Origin of the sequence: Candidatus Kinetoplastibacterium sorsogonicusi (assembly GCF_003072465.1) — a bacterium.
GTDB lineage: Bacteria > Pseudomonadota > Gammaproteobacteria > Burkholderiales > Burkholderiaceae_B > Kinetoplastidibacterium > Kinetoplastidibacterium kentomonadis.
On the sequence record NZ_CP025628.1, the window covers coordinates 341,587 to 359,892 of the forward strand.

An 18,306-nucleotide genomic window follows, 5' to 3' on the forward strand; every position below is an offset into this window, starting at 1 on the left:
TGATTATCTTCCTATCAGTTTATAAAATTATATTGTGATTCTTTGGTTGTAATATTTCGGTTTTTTTTAGCTATAATAATGGCTTTTATGCCAGATAATACTATAAAAATAACAATCACCATAAAGAGAAAACATAATGATGAATTTATATAATCATTAGTAATGATTCTATACATTTCATCAATAGATCTAGCTGGTAGAATAATAGTGTTACTTTCAATTGCATTTCTATATAATTTAGCATGTGCAAGAAAACCAACATTTGGATTGTTATCAAATAATTTCATCCAACCTGCAGTCAAAGTACATATTAATAACCAAATAGTTGGCATTAATGTAACCCAAGCATATTTATCTTGCTTCATTTTATATAAAACTACTGTTCCTAAAGTTAAAGCCATAGCTGCTAACATTTGATTAGCAATTCCAAAAAGTGACCATAATGTGTTAATACCACCTAAAGGATCTACGACCCCTTGGTAAAGAAAATATCCCCAAGATAATGTACATAATGCAGTAGCAATCAAATTAGGCAATAAAGCATTTGTTTTTTTAAAATAAGGTAGAAAAGAGCCTAATAAATCTTGTAAAATAAATCTTCCAGAACGTGTACCTGCATCTACTGTAGTTAGTATAAATAAAGCTTCAAATAATATAGCAAAATGATACCAAAAAGCCATCATAGAATCCCCACCAATTACTTGATGAAAAATATTTGCCATACATACAGCTAAAGTTGGAGCTCCACCTACTCTAGATATAATAGTATTTTCACCTACTTTTTCTGCAGTATTAATCAAATCTTCAGGTGTTACTAAAAATCCCCAACTAGATACTGTTAGAGCAACTTCTTCAGGAGTAACTCCTATTATTGCAGCTGGACTATTCATGGCATAATATATACCTGGCTCAATAATACATGCTGCTACTAAAGCCATAAGAGCAACACATGATTCCATTAACATACCGCCATAACCAATATATCGAGCCTGAATTTCATTTTCAATTAACTTAGGTGTTGTTCCAGAAGAAATTAATGCATGAAATCCTGATACTGCACCACATGCAATTGTAATAAATAAAAATGGAAATAATTTACCAGTCCAAACTGGACCTCCATTTATAAATTGAAAAACTATACTTGGCATTTTTAATTCAGGAGCTACTACAATTATGCCTAATGCTAATCCTAATATAGTACCTAACTTTAGAAAAGTTGATAAATAATCTCTAGGAGCAAGTAAAAGCCATATAGGTAATACTGCTGCAGTAAATCCATATATAATCAAAACTAATGTTAAAGTCTCACCATCTAAATTAAATAAAAAATTTAAAAAAGGTATATGTTCAACATATTGACCAAATACTATCGCTAATATTAAAAATAAAAAACCTATTATGGATATTTCACCTACCTTACCAGGCCTAATATACCTTAAATATAAGCCCATAAATAAAGCTATTGGTATTGTAGAAGCTACAGTAAAAGTACCCCAAGGAGAATGCATCAAAGCTTTGACTACAATTAAAGCTAAGACAGCTAAAATAATTACCATTATCATAAAGATACCAAATAAAGCAATAACTCCAGGTATATTTCCTATTTCTGCTTTAATCATATCTCCCATAGATTTACCATCTCTTCTTATAGAAAGAAATAATATTATAAAATCTTGTACAGCACCAGCAAATACAACACCTGCTAATATCCATAGCATGCCTGGTAAATAACCCATTTGTGCTGCTAATACTGGTCCTATTAAAGGACCAGCTCCAGCTATTGCTGCAAAATGATGCCCAAATAATACATGCTTATTAGTTGGTACATAATCTAAACCATCATTATGAACAAAAGCTGGTGTCATTCTATGTTGATCTAATTTGAATACTTTATTAGCAATAAACATACTATAATATCGATAAGCTATCAAATAAACACATATTGCAGCTACTAAAATCCATAAAGCATTAATTGTTTCTCCTCTCGACAAGGCAATCACGCCAAGAGCAAAAGAACCTAGAATTGCAATAAATGTCCATATTATATAATCGCAAATTCTTTTCTTTTTTTCCTGCATAATAAATAATCCTCCTAACAAAACCTTTAAAAAATTAAAGATTTAATTCAATTGATAAAAATTTGATGTAAATATTTCTGAATAAAAAATGAAATTGTAGCTTATATTATTTTTACTTTGTGGGTTTACAATTTGTAACATATGGTTTAAAACATATGCATATTATTGATAATAAAAAATTATTTATATAATTATGATCAATAAATTTAATATTTTGTATTATTAATGATTATAATATTTTTTTATAAAAAAAATCTAATTTGTTACTAATCTGAACGAATCTTTTTTAAAGATGTTGTTGATATAAATAATATTAATACAATTACCATATAATAATTATCATAAAAATATGCATATTTTAGAAAAATTTTTTATTTTATCGCAGTATATACTTCCTAAAAAACTTATATCAAAAATATTTGGTTTTTTTGCTTATAATGAAACTTCTTTCATTAAAAATATTTTCATTAATATATTTATTAAATTTTACAAAATTGATATGACGATAGCTTTAGAAAAAAATATTAATCATTATAAAAATTTTAATGAATTTTTTACTAGAAAAATAGATTTACAGTATAGACAAATAGATTATCAAATTTCGAATATTGTTTCTCCAGTAGATGGTTATATTTCTCAATTTGGTAATATTAAAAAATATAAAATAATTCAAGCAAAAAATCATAATTTTAATATTTTTGAACTATTAGGTGGAAATAGTATTTTAATAAATTATAAAAAATTTATTAAAGGAAATTTTATAACTATTTATTTATCACCAAAAGATTATCATAGAGTTCATATGCCTATAGATGGTAAATTACAAAAAATATTACATATACCTGGAAAATTATATTCTGTTAATAATAAATCAATTACAAATATTCCAAATATTTATTCTAAAAATGAACGTGTTATATTATTATTTAATACAAATTATGGTGATATAGCAATAATTATGGTAGGTGCTATAATAGTTTCTTCAATCAGTACAATTTGGACAAAATTAATAAAAAATGATTCTAAAAGACCTTTAGAATACAATTTTTCTAAAAAAAATTATTTTATAAAAAAAGGAATGGAAATAGGAAGTTTTTATATAGGGTCTACTGTAATTATTTTATTTGATCAAGAAAAAATATCTTGGAAAGATTTTAGTAATTTTTCTAATCAAATTAAAATGGGAGAAAAAATAGGTCAATTTATAATATAGTATGATCTTCTATCTTAAGTAAGATATAAACTTCCATCTTTCAATATGTTTATTTGCTAATTCTTTATTATTTTCATATATATATATAGATGCTTGTTTTGCTGGTTCAATTAAATTTTTATCTAATTCTATGTCTACAAATTTAAATAATATATCACCAGATTGCTTTGTTCCTAAAAATTCACCAGGACCTCTTTGTTGTAAATCTTTTTTTGCTATTTCAAAACCATTATTAGTATAAAACATAGCTTTTAATCTATCCATTGCTATTTCTGATAAAGGATCTTGGTACAATAAAATACAAGTAGAATTTTGTGTACCACGACCTATTCTACCTCTCAATTGATGTAATTGTGCTAAACCAAATCTTTCAGCATTTTCTATAACCATTATAGAAGCATTTTCTATATCAACACCAACTTCAATTATAGTAGTAGCAACCAATATTTTAATATTCCCTTCTATAAAACTATTCATAACAGCAGATTTTTCTGTTTGAGTTAATTTTCCATGTATAATACCTATATTTATATCAGGTAATGCAGATGATATTTCTTGATATGTATGCATTACATTCTGTAAAGTAAGTTTATTACTTTGATCAATTATAGGGCATACCCAATAAGCTTGTTTTCCTAAAGAAATTTCAATTTTTATACGTTTTATTAATTCATATTTTTTATTATTTGAAATTAATTTTGTAGTTATTGGTTTTCTTCCTTTAGGAAGTTCATAAATTGTTGATATATCTATATCAGATAATATTACCATAGCAAGAGTTCTAGGTATAGGAGTAGCACTCATAGCTAATTGGTGAGGTATATAACTATATTCTTTATTATTAAAATTCTTATATTTTAATGAAGAACGTTGCCATACACCAAATTTATGCTGCTCATCTATAATTGATAAACCTAATCTATTAAATATAATTTTATCTTGCAAAATTGCTTGAGTTCCTATTATTAAATCTATTTCACCTGTAACAATTTTTTGAATTGTAATATTTTTTTGATTTTGTTTTTGACTTGAAGTTAATATTCCTATATTAATTCCAAGTTTATTAAACCAAGATGAAAATTTTTTAAAATGTTGCTCAGATAATATTTCAGTTGGTGTCATTAGAACAGCTTGTGTTTTATTTTTAATAGCTTGCAATATAGCTATTGCAGCTACTATAGTTTTACCGCTACCCACATCACCTTGTAAAATTCTATGCATTGGATATGGTTTAGTTAAGTCATTAGATATTTCTTTTATTACATCTATTTGTGAATTAGTTAGAGAAAATGGTAAATTGTTAATAAATTTATTTATTGATGTTTCTTTTTTCATTAATGGAATAGCTCTACAATTAAATCTAATATTTTTTTTTGATAATATAGATAAATTTCTAGCTACTAACTCATCAAATTTTATTCTTAACCAAGCTGGGTGAGTTTTATTAATTAAAGATTTTATATCACTAGATATTTCAGGAAAATGTATAGTATGTACGGCATCATTTATTGATAGCAAATTATATGATTCAATAATATTTTTTGGCAAAGTTTCTTGTAATATTTTTTCATTTATTAATTTATAAATGATTTTTTTAATATCATTAACCTTCAGACCAAATATATTACAATATATAGGAGTTAATTTAGTTGGCAAAATACTCTTTTCATTGATGATATCAGGATGGACAATTTCTATATTATTTATATGTTTTCTAACAGTTCCTGATAACCTTATTTTGTTATGAATTTTTATCTTTTTTATTAAATTAGGATAAAAATTGAGCCATCTTATTTGTAATTCACCAGTATCATCTGCTACAATAGCACATAACTGTTTACGTGGTCTTAAAGTTATATTAACATTTTTAATTATACCTTCTATTTGATATTTTTCACCTATTTTTAGATCTATAATTTTGCTAATAATAGTTAAATTTTGATATTTAATAGGAAAAAAAAATAAGAAATTCTCTGACGAAATAAAATCTGAATAACCAATCTCATTTTTATTTAATGAATTGCTAATTTTCATCAAAATATTAAATATGCCAATATTATTTATAATGATATTATTGCTTCTATTTCAAACTTAGCATTTTTTGGTAACCCTTTTACTTCTACTGTTGATCTAGCAGGATATGGTTGAGATAATAATTCTGACATAATATTATTAACTATAGAAAAATTATTTAAATCTGTAAGAAATAAATTAAGTTTTATAATATTATCAAGTGTACCACCAGAAGCTTTAATTACTTCATACATATTTTTAAAAGATTGGCGTACTTGGTCTTCAAAACTATCTGAAACTATTTTTCCAGTTAAAGGATCCAATCCTATTTGTCCTGATAAAAAAACAAGCTTATTATTAGTAAGTGATATAGCTTGTGAATATGGTCCTACTGCTTTTGGTGCTTTGTTAGTATGAATAACTTTTTTCATAATGAAATCCTTATTATTTTCATTTTGTTTCAATTAATAATTATTTAGAAACAAATGCTCTTTCAATTACATAATTTCCAATTTTAGAATTAGTAGACATAGAAAATTGTTTGTTTTCTAGTATTTTACTAATATCATAAATCATTTGTGGATTTCCACATATCATGATTCTATCATGAGAATAATTTAATTCAGGAAGTTTTATATCTTGAGTAATTTTATTTGTATCAATTAAATCAGTAATTCTTCCTTGATGTTCAAAATTTTCTCTAGTTACAATAGGGTAATATATTAATTTTTTTTTAATAATATCACCTAATATTAAATGATTTGGCAAATCATTTAATATATAATTTTGATAAACTAAATCTTTTATATATCTTACACAATGAACTAATATAATTTTGTTAAAAAGTTCATAAGTTTCAAAATCTTTAATTATGCTAAGAAATGGTGCAATACCAGTTCCAGTACTTAATAAATATAAATGTTTACCAGGTAAAAGATTATCAATAGTTAATGTTCCTACAGGTTTTGTACCTATTAATATCTCTTCATTTTTTTTTATATTTTGTAATACAGAAGTAAATTGACCATTATTAATTTTTATGCTAAGAAATTCTAAATATTCATCATAAGTAGAACTAACTATACTGTAAGCTCTACTTATAATTGAATTATTAATATTTAAGCCAATCATTAAAAAATGACCGCTATTAAATTTTAAAGATCTATTTCTAGTAGTTTTAAAAGAAAATAAACTATTATTCCAATGATATACTTCTAAAATTTTTTCTTTGCTAAAAATTGACATAGTGTATTATAAGTAAATAAATATTATATTTTATAAAAATAAAGATTGTAAATCATTTAAAAATTTCCAACCTTTTAAGGTAGGTTTAATATTTGTGGAATTGATTTCTAATAAATTTAGTTCATTTGCTGTTTGAATTTTTTTCATAATTTCTGTAACATTTAAACCAGTTCTTTGTTGAAATAAAGTAATATCAATACCATTTTTTAATCGTAGCACATTTAACATAAATTCAAAAATTAAATCTTTTTTATTAAGAATTTTTGTTTCTACTATATGTGATTTATCATTTTTATTAGTTAATTTTGTCCATAATTTAGGATTGTATGCTCTGACTTCTCGAATAACACAATTTTTATTAGATATTTTACTATGTGCTCCTGGGCCAATACCTAAATAATCTCCAAATGTCCAATAATTCATATTATGAATAGAATATTTTTTATTTTTAGCATATGCAGATACTTCATATTGCTCAAAATTATGATTAAACATAGTTTTTTCTATATTATTTTCCATCATCATTGCAATATCTTCATTAGGTAATATAGGTTTTGATTTATAAAAATTAGTATTCGGTTCTATTGTCAAATGATATATAGACAAATGTTCTGTATTATATGATAGTGCTTGCTGAATATCTAACAAACTTTCTTCTATAGTTTGATTAGGTAAAGCAAACATAATGTCTAAATTTACTCTAGCATCTGTTTTTTGAGCTATATCTATTGCTTTTTTGGCATCATTTGAGCTATGAGATCGACCTAAAATTTTCAAAAATTTATCATCAAAACTTTGTATACCTAATGAAAAACGATTAATACCACTTTTTGAAAAAGATACAAATTTCTTAAAATCTATTGATGATGGATTTGCTTCTAATACAATTTCTGCATTAGGAATGAGTGGCAAATATTTTCTTATCATATTTAGTATTTTATCTACTGTATATTCTGACAAAATACTTGGTGTACCTCCTCCAAGAAATACAGAAATTATTTTCCTTCCCCATATAAATGGTAAAGCTTGCTCTAAATCTAGTTGTAATGTTTGAAAAAATAAATCTTCATCTATGCTTTTAATAGATGTCACAGAATATGAATTAAAATCACAATAAGGACATTTTTTTATACACCAAGGAATATGTACATAAAGTGATAATGGAGGTAATTTAAAAAAATTTACTACTTCATGCATATTATTAAATCTAGCAAATGATATTTTATTAATCATTATATAAATAATTTCTTTTTAAAATTTTTAATAATTTATTTAAAGCTTTACATCTATGACTAATTTTATTTTTTTCATCTAAAGTCATAGATGCAATAGTTTTATTGAATTTTTTTACAAAAAAATGTGGATCATATCCAAAACCATTATTTCCCATAGGTTTATCAATAATCAAACCATTTAAATAGCCATTGACTATTATGGGATTAGGATCATTTAAATATCTTACCATAACAATAGTACATATATAATATGCTCTTCTATCAGAAATATTTTCTAATTGTTTTATTAAAAATTTATTATTTTTAGAATCTAAATTTTTACAATTATTATTTTCTTTTATAGAGTATCGTGCAGATAATACTCCAGGCTTTTCATTTAATGATAATACACATAGTCCTGAATCATCAGCTATTGCAGGTAAATTTGTTATATTATTAGCATATCTAGCTTTGTGCAAAGCGTTTTCTACAAATGTAATAAATGGTTCTTCAATATTTTTTATTGAAAATTTATCTTGAGGAATAATTTCTATATTTATAGATTTAAAAAAATTACTAAATTCTTTTATCTTACCATCATTACTAGATGCTAATACTATAGGTGTTTTTATATTTTTTTTTATCATATATAAATTTATTAAATTGTTGCAATTTTGAATAATAAAAAAACTATATAGCTATATATAGATAATTTTTTATTATAATTTATATATTTATATACTACTATAAAATATGCAAATAATTCTTAATTAAAAATAGGTATTGTATGATAAATAAACATATAAGACATTTTTTGAAATTTGATGATTTTAAATTAGATGATTTAATTTATATTTTAAATAGAACTAAAATAATCAAAGACAAATTCAAGAAATATGAAACACACATGACTTTACATGATAGAACTTTAGCTATGATTTTTGAGAAAGCAAGTACTCGTACTAGAGTTTCATTCGAGGCAGGGATGTATCAAATGGGTGGATCAGTAATAAATCTTACTTCTCATGATTCTCAATTAAGTAGATCAGAGCCTATAGAGGATACAGCTAGAGTTATATCAAGAATGGTTGATATAGTTATGATGAGAACTTTTGATCAATCTAGAATTGAAAAATTTGCTAAATATTCAAGAGTACCTGTAATAAATGGCTTAACTAATGAATTTCATCCTTGCCAAATACTTGCAGATATATTTACATATATAGAAAAAAGAGAATCAATAAAAGGAAAAACTGTAACTTGGATAGGTGATACAAATAATATGCTTTATACATGGTTACAAGCAGCAGAATTATTTGATTTTTATCTCAATGTATCTTCACCTATTGGATATAATATAAATTTATCTCAAATTGATCAAAAGAGATTTAAAAATCATTTAAAGATTTTTAATAATCCTAAAGAAGCTTGTAAAAATGTAGATTTGATAACTACTGATGTTTGGACTAGCATGGGATATGAATCAGAGAAAGATAAAAGAATTAATGATTTCAAAGACTGGTGTGTTACATCAGAAATGATGTCATATGCAAATAATGATGTACTATTTATGCATTGCTTACCTGCACATAGAGGAGAAGAAGTAACTGCGGAGGTAATAGATGGTTCAAAAAGCGTAGTATGGGATGAAGCAGAAAATAGATTACATGTACAAAAAGCTTTAATGGAATTTATGTTATTAGGTAAGTTATAGCATATAATAATACACATATTATGTGGTGGGTGCTACAGGATTCGAACCTGTGACCTACGCCTTGTAAGGGCGCCGCTCTACCAACTGAGCTAAGCACCCACATATATAAAACCTTCAATACAGTATGATTATAACACAATTTTATATACAATAAATAATAATATTTAAAAATAATTAAATATTAGTTAAATTAATTAACAGCTTCTTTTAACCCTTTACCTGGACGGAATTTAGGTACTATACTTTTCTTAATTTTCATCATTTCGCCTGTTCTTGGGTTCCTACCATTACGTTCAGCTCTTATTGAAGTTTCAAAAGTTCCAAAACCTATTAATGTTACAGAATCACCATTTTTAATGGTTTCTTTTACTGTTTCTATAAATGCATCAACTATTTTGTTGACAGAAGATTTAGATACATCAACTTTATTAGAAATTTGATCTATTAGTTCTGTTTTATTCATTAACTTTAATCTCCAAATATAATTATAATTATTAAATTATATAAACTTACTGCAAAATTTTTTTACAGTATTTATATGATCCTTCATTAATAATACAGCTTAAAAGTTATTTTTCAAAATAAATAATTTATATTAAAAAATAATTAGTTTGATATATTATTAAATTTTCTTTGTCTAATTGCTTCATATAAACATATAGCAGAAGACACACTTACATTCAAGCTTTCAATACTACTATATATAGGAATTTGTACAATTTTACTACAAATTTCACGAGACAGTCGCCTCATCCCTTTATCTTCAGCTCCCATAACAAAAGCTATTGATGTTGTAGCATCTATATCATAAATACTATAATTTGCTATAGAATCAGTTCCTATTAAGCTAATATTTCTTTCATTTAATTCTCTCATAGTTCTAGCTAAGTTAGTAACTTGTATGTATGGAACCAATCCAGACGCTCCGCAAGATACCCTTTCTACTGTTTCATTAATAGTAGCAGAGCGATTGCGAGGGGCAATAACAGCATCAACACCAGCTGCACTAGCTGTACGCAAACATGCTCCTAAATTATGAGGATCTGTTATACCATCTAGTATTAATAAAAGTAAGTCATTAGTTTCTTGATTTAATATTTCATCTAAATTTTTTACTTTAGAATTTAATTTATCACATATACAAACTATACCTTGATTATTATTTTTTTGTGATATTTTATAAAGTTCTTCTTTATTAATATAATTTATTGTCAAATTATTTAAGTTTATCAAATTTATGAGGCTTAATATTCTTTTATCTTTTCTATTTTCATCTATATATATTTCTTTAATAGAATCAGGATAGTATTTTAGACGAGAATTGATAGCATGAAAACCACATATTATATTTTTATAATTCATATCATTTTATCTATTTACAGGTATTAAGTAAACTTTCCTAAAAAACAAGTCTACTTTCTCTATTTTTACCAAAATTTTATCAGAAATACAAAAAGTTTTCTTGGAATATTTTCCTAATAAAATATGATTATTTTTATCAAATTTAAATTTTTCATTTCCTAATGATGAAATATGTATCATTCCTTCAATATTAATATCATCTAATGATATAAATAACCCAAACTGTACAATACTAGTGATTACTCCACTAAATAATTGACCTATATAGGATTTAGCAAATAAACATTTATACCAAGAAGACACAAAACGAGAGGATTCTTCAGCTAAACGTTCTTTTGATGACATCAAATCATCTATACTTTTATTTTCGATATTTTTACATTGGTTATTTTTTAAAATTGATTTAATAAATCTATGTATAAGAAGATCTGGATATCTTCTTATAGGAGAAGTAAAATGTACATAAGCTTTATAAGATAAACCAAAATGTCCTATATTAACAAAGCTATATTTAGCTTGTTGCAAAGATCGTAAACACATTGATTGAATTAATTTGTATTGTGCATGATTTTTAGTGTTTTCTAATAAATCAAAATATAATTCATGTAGATTCATTTTTTTATATTTTTCAATAGAAATACCAATAGATATTAAGAATTTAAATAAATTGTCTATTTTATCTACATTAGGCTTTTCATGAATACGAAATAAAGCATCACTATTATTGTTGATAAGAAAATCAGCAGCACATATATTTGCAGTTAACATACACTCTTCAATAGCTTTGTGCATATCATTGCGTTCTAGTATTTCAATTTTATTTATACGATTTTTTTTAATGTTAAATTTGATTTCATTCAAATCAAAATTCATATTTTTATTATTATATTTTTTTTGTTTTAAAATTTTATATATATTATATATATTAAATATATTTTGATGAATTTTATTAGAAATAAATTTATTATCACTAATATTAGTTACTAATTGATAAGCATCTTCATAATTAAACCTAAAATTAGATCTTATAATAGATTCATAAAATTTGTATGAATCTATTACACCAAACATATCAAGAATTATTTCACAAACAAGCGTTAATCTATCTTTATTAGGTAATAAAGAACAAATGTCATTTGATAATTTTTTAGGTAACATAGGTATAACTTTGTTAGGAAAATATATACTAGTACCTCTTTTAAAAGCATCTTGATCAATATTACTAAATTCTGAAACATAATGACTGACATCAGCTATTGCGATTATCAATTTAAATTTATATTCTGAATTAGAGTTAATATTTATCTTTTCACAATAAATAGCATCATCAAAATCTTTTGCATCTTTACCGTCTATAGTTATAAACGGTAAATGACGTAAATCAGTTCTCTTTGATATCATATCAGATGAAATATCATCATTTAAATATTTAATATCTAAGTTTGTTTTTTTAGAAAAATTTGTGATTAAATTATATTTTTTTATTGCTATATTAATACATGTATTAATATCATTTTCATTACCTAATACTTTCTTTATTAATCCAAATTTTTTAGATTTTTTCGAAGTAATTTTTTCGTTAATAATTTTTATCAATACAAACTGATTATTATCAGTACGATTAATATGTTTGTTTTCAATATATATTAAATCTTTATTTTCAGTTAATACAAAAGATAGTTTTTTGTTATAAAAAAATTGTCCTATTAATAAATCATTATTTTTATTATATTTATACATTTTTCTCCAAGTAAATTATACATATTTATAAATTTCATATATTTATATGAAATTTATAAAATTTAATGTTAAAATTATTAATATTTTGCGGCCCAGATGGCGAAATTGGTAGACGCACATGGTTCAGATCCATGCTCTATAAAGATTGGAGGTTCGAGTCCTCTTCTGGGCACCATTATAGTATAAAATATAAAATTATGTTTATAATTTTATATTTATATACTATAATATGAAATAACTTTATAAATGTTAGGCGCATTAGCTCAGTCGGTTAGAGCGACGGAATCATAATCCGCAGGTCCCCTGTTCGAGTCAGGGATGCGCCACCATTAATGTTTAGCTAATGTATGCGCTAATCCTATATAAGATCTAGGAGTAAGTTTCAATAATAAATCTATAGTTTCTTTTGGTAGGTTAAGATTTTTGATAAAATCATGAATCATTTCTTTATTAATGATCTTTCCTCTAGTGAGATATTTTAGTTTTTCATATGGATTTTCAATATTATACCTTCTCATTATTGTTTGTATAGGTTCAGCTAAAATTTCCCAACAATTATCTATATCTTCATCAATGCGCACTTTGTTTAGTTCTAATTTATTTAAACCACGTAAACAAGATTTCCATGCAATAAGCGAATAACCAATAGCAACTCCTAAATTTCTCAATACAGTAGAATCACTTAAATCGCGTTGCCATCTAGATTGAGTTAATTTATCTGACATGTGTCTCATAATAGCATTTGATAATCCTAAATTACCTTCTGAATTTTCAAAATCTATAGGATTGACCTTATGAGGCATTGTAGACGACCCTATTTCTCCATCCTTAATAATTTGCTTGAAATATCCTAAAGAAATATATCCCCATATATCTTTATTTAGATCTAATAAAATATTATTTGCCCTAGTAATAGAATCAAATAAATTAGAAATCCAATCATGGGGCTCTATTTGGGTTGTATGTGTATTTTGTAATAAACCTAATGAATTAATGAAATTTTTGCTAAATTCATTCCAATCAATTTCAGAGTAAGTAATAACATGTGCATTATAATTTCCAGTTGCACCATTCATTTTAGCAAAAATTTTAATATCTTTAATAGTTTCTATCTCTTTATATAATCTAACTGAAAAATTTTTTAATTCTTTTCCAGTAGTAGTTGGACTAGCAGGTTGACCATGTGTTCTAGATAACATAGGTTGATCAGCATATTTACATGACATATCAGATAGTATAGTATAAATTTTTGTTAAAGTAGGCAGAATAATTGATTCTCTAGATCTAAATAACATCAAAGCATAAGCAGTATTATTTATATCTTCTGAAGTACAAGCAAAATGAACAAATTCTTGAAATTTTACAAGCTCATGATTTTCTTTAATCTTATTTTTTAGCCAGTATTCTATAGCCTTAACATCATGGTTTGTAACTTTTTCTATATTTTTAATATTTAGAAAATCATCTGTAGATATATTTAAGATAATATCATCTAAAAAACTTTTAGCTTTTTTTGATAAAATTGGTAATCCAGGCAAATTTGCATCAAATAATGATTTAAACCATTTTACTTCTACTTCAATTCTATGTTTTATAAAAGCAGTTTCAGAAAAAAAATTCCTTAATTCTTTTGATATATTAAAATATCTACCATCTAAAGGTGAAAGTGAGTTAATATTATCCATATTATTTATATTCTTAAAAATTTTACTAATTGCTAATTAAATTTGTATAAAATATAATATTATCAGCATAATCATAAATATATTACATATATAGTTATTATACTGTTGTATTATTATGCTATTGTACATAGTTAAAATATTTTTTTAATTTTTATAAATTTGATATGATATTATTAGGTTCTTCTACTAGTCCATTTGTAAAAAAAGTTCGTATTGCAATGTCCTATAAAAAAATTCTTTATGAATTTCAATTAGAAAATGTTTGGTCTTTAGATTCTAAAATAGAAAATTATAATCCTTTAGGTAAAATTCCTTGCTTATTAACCGATAATCAAGAATCTATTTTTGATTCTAGAGTAATAATTGAATATCTTGATATTTTAAAACCATTACCAAGATTAATACCTTTAGAAGACAAAGATAAAATTAGAGTAAAGTGTTTAGAAGCAATATCAGATGGTATTATAGATGCTTCTGTCTTAATTTATTATGAAAATAATAGAGAAAATCAATATATAGACTATAAATGGATAAATAGACAACATAAAAAAATAATATCATCATTAATAAAAATTAACAATTTATACAATGAAAATTATTTAACTATATCTATTAATAATATAAATGTTGCTGATATTTCATTGTTTTGTGCTCTAGAATTTTTAGATTTACGTTTTAAAGATATTTTATGGAGAGAAAATTATAAAAATTTGTCTAAATTTTTTGAATTATTTGAATCTTTGTATATTAATAATAAATAAATTTATAAAATATTATTTATTATCATATATAAGGAAATAGTAAATAATATAATAGCAAATAATCTTTTTAAAAAAATAGTTTTTAATGCTTTAGAAGTTCTTATTCCTAATGGTATTGCTATTAATCCTATAGATACTAATACAATTAAGGCACCATAATGTATGTAGCCAATCATCCATGGTAATTGATATGAGCAGTTTGATTTAGAAATAATATATCCAATAGTATTTATTAAAGATGTTGGTAAACACAATACTGATGATGTAGCTATAGCTTGATTAAGATTTATACCCCTAGAAACCATGAATGGTATTGATATGAAACCTCCTCCAACACCAATAAGACCAGATATAGTACCTATTAATACACCTATAAATATAATTTCTTTATTCATTATTTTGTAATTAATGATAGATGGATTATTTAATAACATTTTATAACCAGAATAACTAGCAAATATACTAAATATTAAAGATAAAATAGATGAATTAATATTAGAAAATATTACAGTACTAGAAAAAATTCCACCTAAAATAATACCAGGAATCATGAAATAAATAAATTTCCATTGAATATTATTATTGTTATTGTGAATAAATGAACCTATTAAGGAATTAAAAAAAATTGAAACCATTGAGGTAGCAACAGAAGAATGCATTAATATATTTTCTGGCATACCATGTAAAGAAAATAAAATATTCAATAAAGGAACCAATAGTGTTCCACCTCCAATACCAAGTAATCCTGATGTAAATCCAGTTAGTCCACCTAATAATAATAGATGTAATATAAAATAGGTGTCCATAATTATATTCTCTTATACTTGAATTTTTATAATATTATAAGTATAGTACTAGAATAGTACTATACTATGGTACCGCCACCAATGCATATTTCACCATCATAAATTACAGCATACTGACCAGGTGTTATAGCCCACTGTGGTTGGTTGAAATGTAATATAAATTTATCTTCACTTTCTATAGATAAATAACATTCTTCATCTTTATGACGATAACGATTTTTAGCAGTATAAATTTTATTTATATCAGGCAAAACACCAGCAATCCAGCTAACATTTTTTGTTGTTAAATGATTAGACAATAGCCAAGGATGATTATGTCCTTGAACAGCATATATTATATTATTTTTTATGTCTTTTTTTGCTACATACCAAGCATCATTTGTATATTTGTTACTACCACCAATTCCAAGACCTTTTCTTTGCCCTATAGTATAAAAAGAAACCCCATTATGTACTCCTATTTTATTATTATAAATATCAAAAATATCTCCTTTATTGATTTTTATAAATTTACCTAAAAATTCATTAAAAGGTCTTTCACCTATAAAACATAAACCAGTAGAATCTTTTTTATTTGCATTATGCAATCCTATTTTATTGGCTAACACTCTTACTTCTTTTTTTGTTAATTCACCTAATGGAAAAATTATTTTAGATAACTGTTCTTGATTTAATTGACAAAGAAAATAGCTCTGATCTTTATTTTGATCAAGAGCTTTTAATAAATTAAATTTTATTTGATTATTTTCTTGATATTTTTTAATCCTAGCATAATGTCCTGTAGCAATATAATCAGCACCAATATTTAATGCATAATTTAAAAATGCTTTAAATTTTATTGTACTATTACATAGTATATCTGGATTAGGTGTTCTACCTTGATTATATTCATTTAAAAAAATATTAAATACTTCATCAATATATTCTTTGGAAAAATTAACTACATCAAAATCTATTCCTATAGTCTCTGCAACACTAACAGCATCTAAAAAATCTTGTCTAGTAGAACAATATTTAGAACTATCATCTTCCCAATTTTTCATAAATATACCAAGGACATTATATCCTTGTTCTTTTAAAATCCAAGCAGCAACAGAAGAATCTACTCCACCAGACATACCAATCACAACTTTTTTAAGCATTTTTCTAAAAAATTCTCAAATAAAATAATTTTAATCAAATATAAATTTAATTTTAAATTTATATTTGATATTTTTAAATAGTTTTTATGAAATTTTATTTCTTTTATTAACAGCTTTAGCAAGTCTATCAATAACTTTTTCTGTTGTTTCCCAATCAATACAACCATCAGTTATACTTAATCCATAGATTAAAGATCTAGGATCTAATAAATCTTGTCTACCAGCTTTTAAATTACTTTCGATCATAACACCAAAAATTCTATTATCACCAGATTCTATTTGTTTTGCTATGTCTTCTATTACAATAGGTTGATTTTCATAATTTTTATTACTATTAGAATGACTTGCATCTATCATGATTTTTTCTAATAAATTAGATTTTTTCAGAGCATTAGCTGCTAAATTGATACTTTCAGAATCATAATTTGGTTTTTTCCCACCTCTTAATATAATATGACAATCTTCATTACCATTTGTAGATACGATAGCTGAATGTCCTCCTTTAGTTACAGATAAAAAGTTATGAGGATTTGATGCAGATTTGATAGCATCTATAGCTATTTTTATATTTCCATCTGTACCATTTTTAAAACCTACAGGACATGAAAGACCAGAAGAAAGTTCTCTGTGTACCTGACTTTCAGTTGTTCTTGCACCAATTGCACCCCACGAAACCAGATCCGCAATATATTGAGGAGTTATCATATCTAAATATTCACAACCAGCTGATAGTCCAAGAGTATTTATTTCTAATAATAATTGTCTTGCAAGTTTTAATCCTTTATTAATTTGAAAGCTTCTATCCATATCAGGATCATTAATTAAACCTTTCCATCCGATCGTAGTTCTTGGTTTTTCAAAATATACTCTCATAACTATTTCTAAATCATTAGAGTATTTGATCTTTAATTCTTTTAAAAGTTTAGCATAGTCAATTGCAGCTTTAACATCATGTATAGAACATGGTCCAACAACTAATACTAATTTATTACTTTGATTATGTAATATTTTATGTATTATTTTGCGTGAATTATGAACCGTTTTTGCAGCTTCTATATTACAAGGAAATTCTCTCATAACATGAGAAGGTGGATTAAGTTCTCTAATTTCACGTATACGTATATCATCTGTATTATGAGACACAATAATAAACTCCAGAAGGATTAGTTACTTTATTTAACAAAATAATGAAATTTAATTACTAATTCAAAAAGAAATAATATAAATTTCATAAATTAACTATTATAACTATAACTTAAAAATATGTAATAATATAAAAATATATGTTAAATTATATATACTAATACGATAGTCGTTGTATATAAATGCAATT

At 24.5% G+C, this 18,306-nt stretch carries 16 protein-coding genes and 3 tRNA genes; 5 read left to right on the forward strand and 14 right to left on the reverse strand.

Translation table 11 applies throughout. The features are described from left to right. Positions 1-14: 14 nt before the first annotated feature. Positions 15-2,078 (reverse strand): carbon starvation CstA family protein, encoded by a 2,064-nt coding sequence (locus tag CKSOR_RS01645; RefSeq protein ID WP_108673860.1) that lies wholly within the window; start codon positions 2,076-2,078, stop codon positions 15-17. A 349-nt stretch (positions 2,079-2,427) separates the two neighbouring features. Between CKSOR_RS01645 and asd the strand changes: the two genes are divergently transcribed. Continuing rightward, positions 2,428-3,291, forward strand: a complete 864-nt coding sequence (gene asd, locus CKSOR_RS01650) for an archaetidylserine decarboxylase (protein ID WP_108673861.1) — start codon at positions 2,428-2,430, stop codon at positions 3,289-3,291. A gap of 9 nt (positions 3,292-3,300) precedes the next feature. Here asd and recG read toward each other — a convergent pair whose 3' ends face one another. From recG to rdgB, 5 genes are read right to left on the reverse strand one after another with little or no spacing between them, the layout of a single operon-like run. Continuing rightward, positions 3,301-5,325 (reverse strand): ATP-dependent DNA helicase RecG, encoded by a 2,025-nt coding sequence (recG, locus tag CKSOR_RS01655; protein ID WP_108673862.1) that lies wholly within the window; start codon positions 5,323-5,325, stop codon positions 3,301-3,303. 26 nt (positions 5,326-5,351) lie between these two features. Beyond that, positions 5,352-5,738, reverse strand: a complete 387-nt coding sequence (locus tag CKSOR_RS01660; RefSeq protein WP_108674219.1) for a RidA family protein — start codon at positions 5,736-5,738, stop codon at positions 5,352-5,354. A gap of 37 nt (positions 5,739-5,775) precedes the next feature. Then, positions 5,776-6,549 carry a ferredoxin--NADP reductase gene (locus CKSOR_RS01665; protein ID WP_108673863.1) on the reverse strand — a complete coding sequence of 258 codons (774 nt, stop codon included), beginning with the start codon at positions 6,547-6,549 and terminating at the stop codon, positions 5,776-5,778. Positions 6,550-6,579: 30 nt separating this feature from the next. Next, positions 6,580-7,782 (reverse strand): radical SAM family heme chaperone HemW, encoded by a 1,203-nt coding sequence (gene hemW / locus CKSOR_RS01670; protein WP_234411232.1) that lies wholly within the window; start codon positions 7,780-7,782, stop codon positions 6,580-6,582. Next, positions 7,775-8,410: an RdgB/HAM1 family non-canonical purine NTP pyrophosphatase gene (gene rdgB / locus CKSOR_RS01675; RefSeq protein ID WP_108673864.1), complete on the reverse strand. Its 636-nt coding sequence runs from the start codon at positions 8,408-8,410 to the stop codon at positions 7,775-7,777. The genes hemW and rdgB overlap by 8 nt, the downstream gene beginning before the upstream one ends. 140 nt (positions 8,411-8,550) lie before the next feature. Between rdgB and argF the strand changes: the two genes are divergently transcribed. Continuing rightward, the gene (argF, locus tag CKSOR_RS01680; RefSeq protein ID WP_108673865.1) at positions 8,551-9,477 is read left to right on the forward strand and encodes an ornithine carbamoyltransferase; all 927 of its coding nucleotides are present in this window, start codon (positions 8,551-8,553) and stop codon (positions 9,475-9,477) included. A gap of 23 nt (positions 9,478-9,500) precedes the next feature. Here argF and CKSOR_RS01685 read toward each other — a convergent pair. The 4 genes from CKSOR_RS01685 to rnr form a co-directional block, all read right to left on the reverse strand. Beyond that, a tRNA-Val gene (locus CKSOR_RS01685) sits at positions 9,501-9,576 on the reverse strand. 91 nt (positions 9,577-9,667) lie between these two features. After that, positions 9,668-9,940: an HU family DNA-binding protein gene (locus tag CKSOR_RS01690; protein WP_108673866.1), complete on the reverse strand. Its 273-nt coding sequence runs from the start codon at positions 9,938-9,940 to the stop codon at positions 9,668-9,670. Positions 9,941-10,083: 143 nt separating this feature from the next. Next, positions 10,084-10,839 (reverse strand): 23S rRNA (guanosine(2251)-2'-O)-methyltransferase RlmB, encoded by a 756-nt coding sequence (gene rlmB / locus CKSOR_RS01695; protein WP_108673867.1) that lies wholly within the window; start codon positions 10,837-10,839, stop codon positions 10,084-10,086. 6 nt (positions 10,840-10,845) lie between these two features. Beyond that, on the reverse strand, positions 10,846-12,579 hold the full coding sequence (rnr, locus tag CKSOR_RS01700) for a ribonuclease R (RefSeq protein WP_108673868.1): 1,734 nt from the start codon (positions 12,577-12,579) through the stop codon (positions 10,846-10,848). Between the two features lie 90 nt (positions 12,580-12,669). Here rnr and CKSOR_RS01705 point away from each other — a divergent pair. Continuing rightward, positions 12,670-12,754 (forward strand) — tRNA-Leu (locus CKSOR_RS01705). Between the two features lie 77 nt (positions 12,755-12,831). Beyond that, positions 12,832-12,908, forward strand: a tRNA-Met gene (locus CKSOR_RS01710). Here CKSOR_RS01710 and purB read toward each other — a convergent pair. Continuing rightward, positions 12,909-14,264, reverse strand: a complete 1,356-nt coding sequence (gene purB / locus CKSOR_RS01715) for an adenylosuccinate lyase (protein ID WP_108673869.1) — start codon at positions 14,262-14,264, stop codon at positions 12,909-12,911. It abuts the tRNA gene before it with no gap. Positions 14,265-14,428: 164 nt separating this feature from the next. Between purB and CKSOR_RS01720 the strand changes: the two genes are divergently transcribed. Further along, the gene (locus CKSOR_RS01720; protein WP_108673870.1) at positions 14,429-15,025 is read left to right on the forward strand and encodes a glutathione S-transferase N-terminal domain-containing protein; all 597 of its coding nucleotides are present in this window, start codon (positions 14,429-14,431) and stop codon (positions 15,023-15,025) included. Between the two features lie 2 nt (positions 15,026-15,027). Here CKSOR_RS01720 and CKSOR_RS01725 read toward each other — a convergent pair whose 3' ends face one another. The 3 genes from CKSOR_RS01725 to CKSOR_RS01735 all read right to left on the reverse strand — a co-directional run bounded on the left by CKSOR_RS01725 (position 15,028) and on the right by CKSOR_RS01735 (position 18,116). Continuing rightward, positions 15,028-15,831, reverse strand: coding sequence for a sulfite exporter TauE/SafE family protein (locus CKSOR_RS01725; protein WP_108673871.1), 804 nt, complete (start codon positions 15,829-15,831; stop codon positions 15,028-15,030). Positions 15,832-15,890: 59 nt separating this feature from the next. Beyond that, on the reverse strand, positions 15,891-16,973 hold the full coding sequence (gene mnmA, locus CKSOR_RS01730) for a tRNA 2-thiouridine(34) synthase MnmA (protein ID WP_108673872.1): 1,083 nt from the start codon (positions 16,971-16,973) through the stop codon (positions 15,891-15,893). A gap of 84 nt (positions 16,974-17,057) precedes the next feature. Further along, positions 17,058-18,116 (reverse strand): 3-deoxy-7-phosphoheptulonate synthase, encoded by a 1,059-nt coding sequence (locus tag CKSOR_RS01735; RefSeq protein WP_108673873.1) that lies wholly within the window; start codon positions 18,114-18,116, stop codon positions 17,058-17,060. Positions 18,117-18,306: the final 190 nt, after the last annotated feature.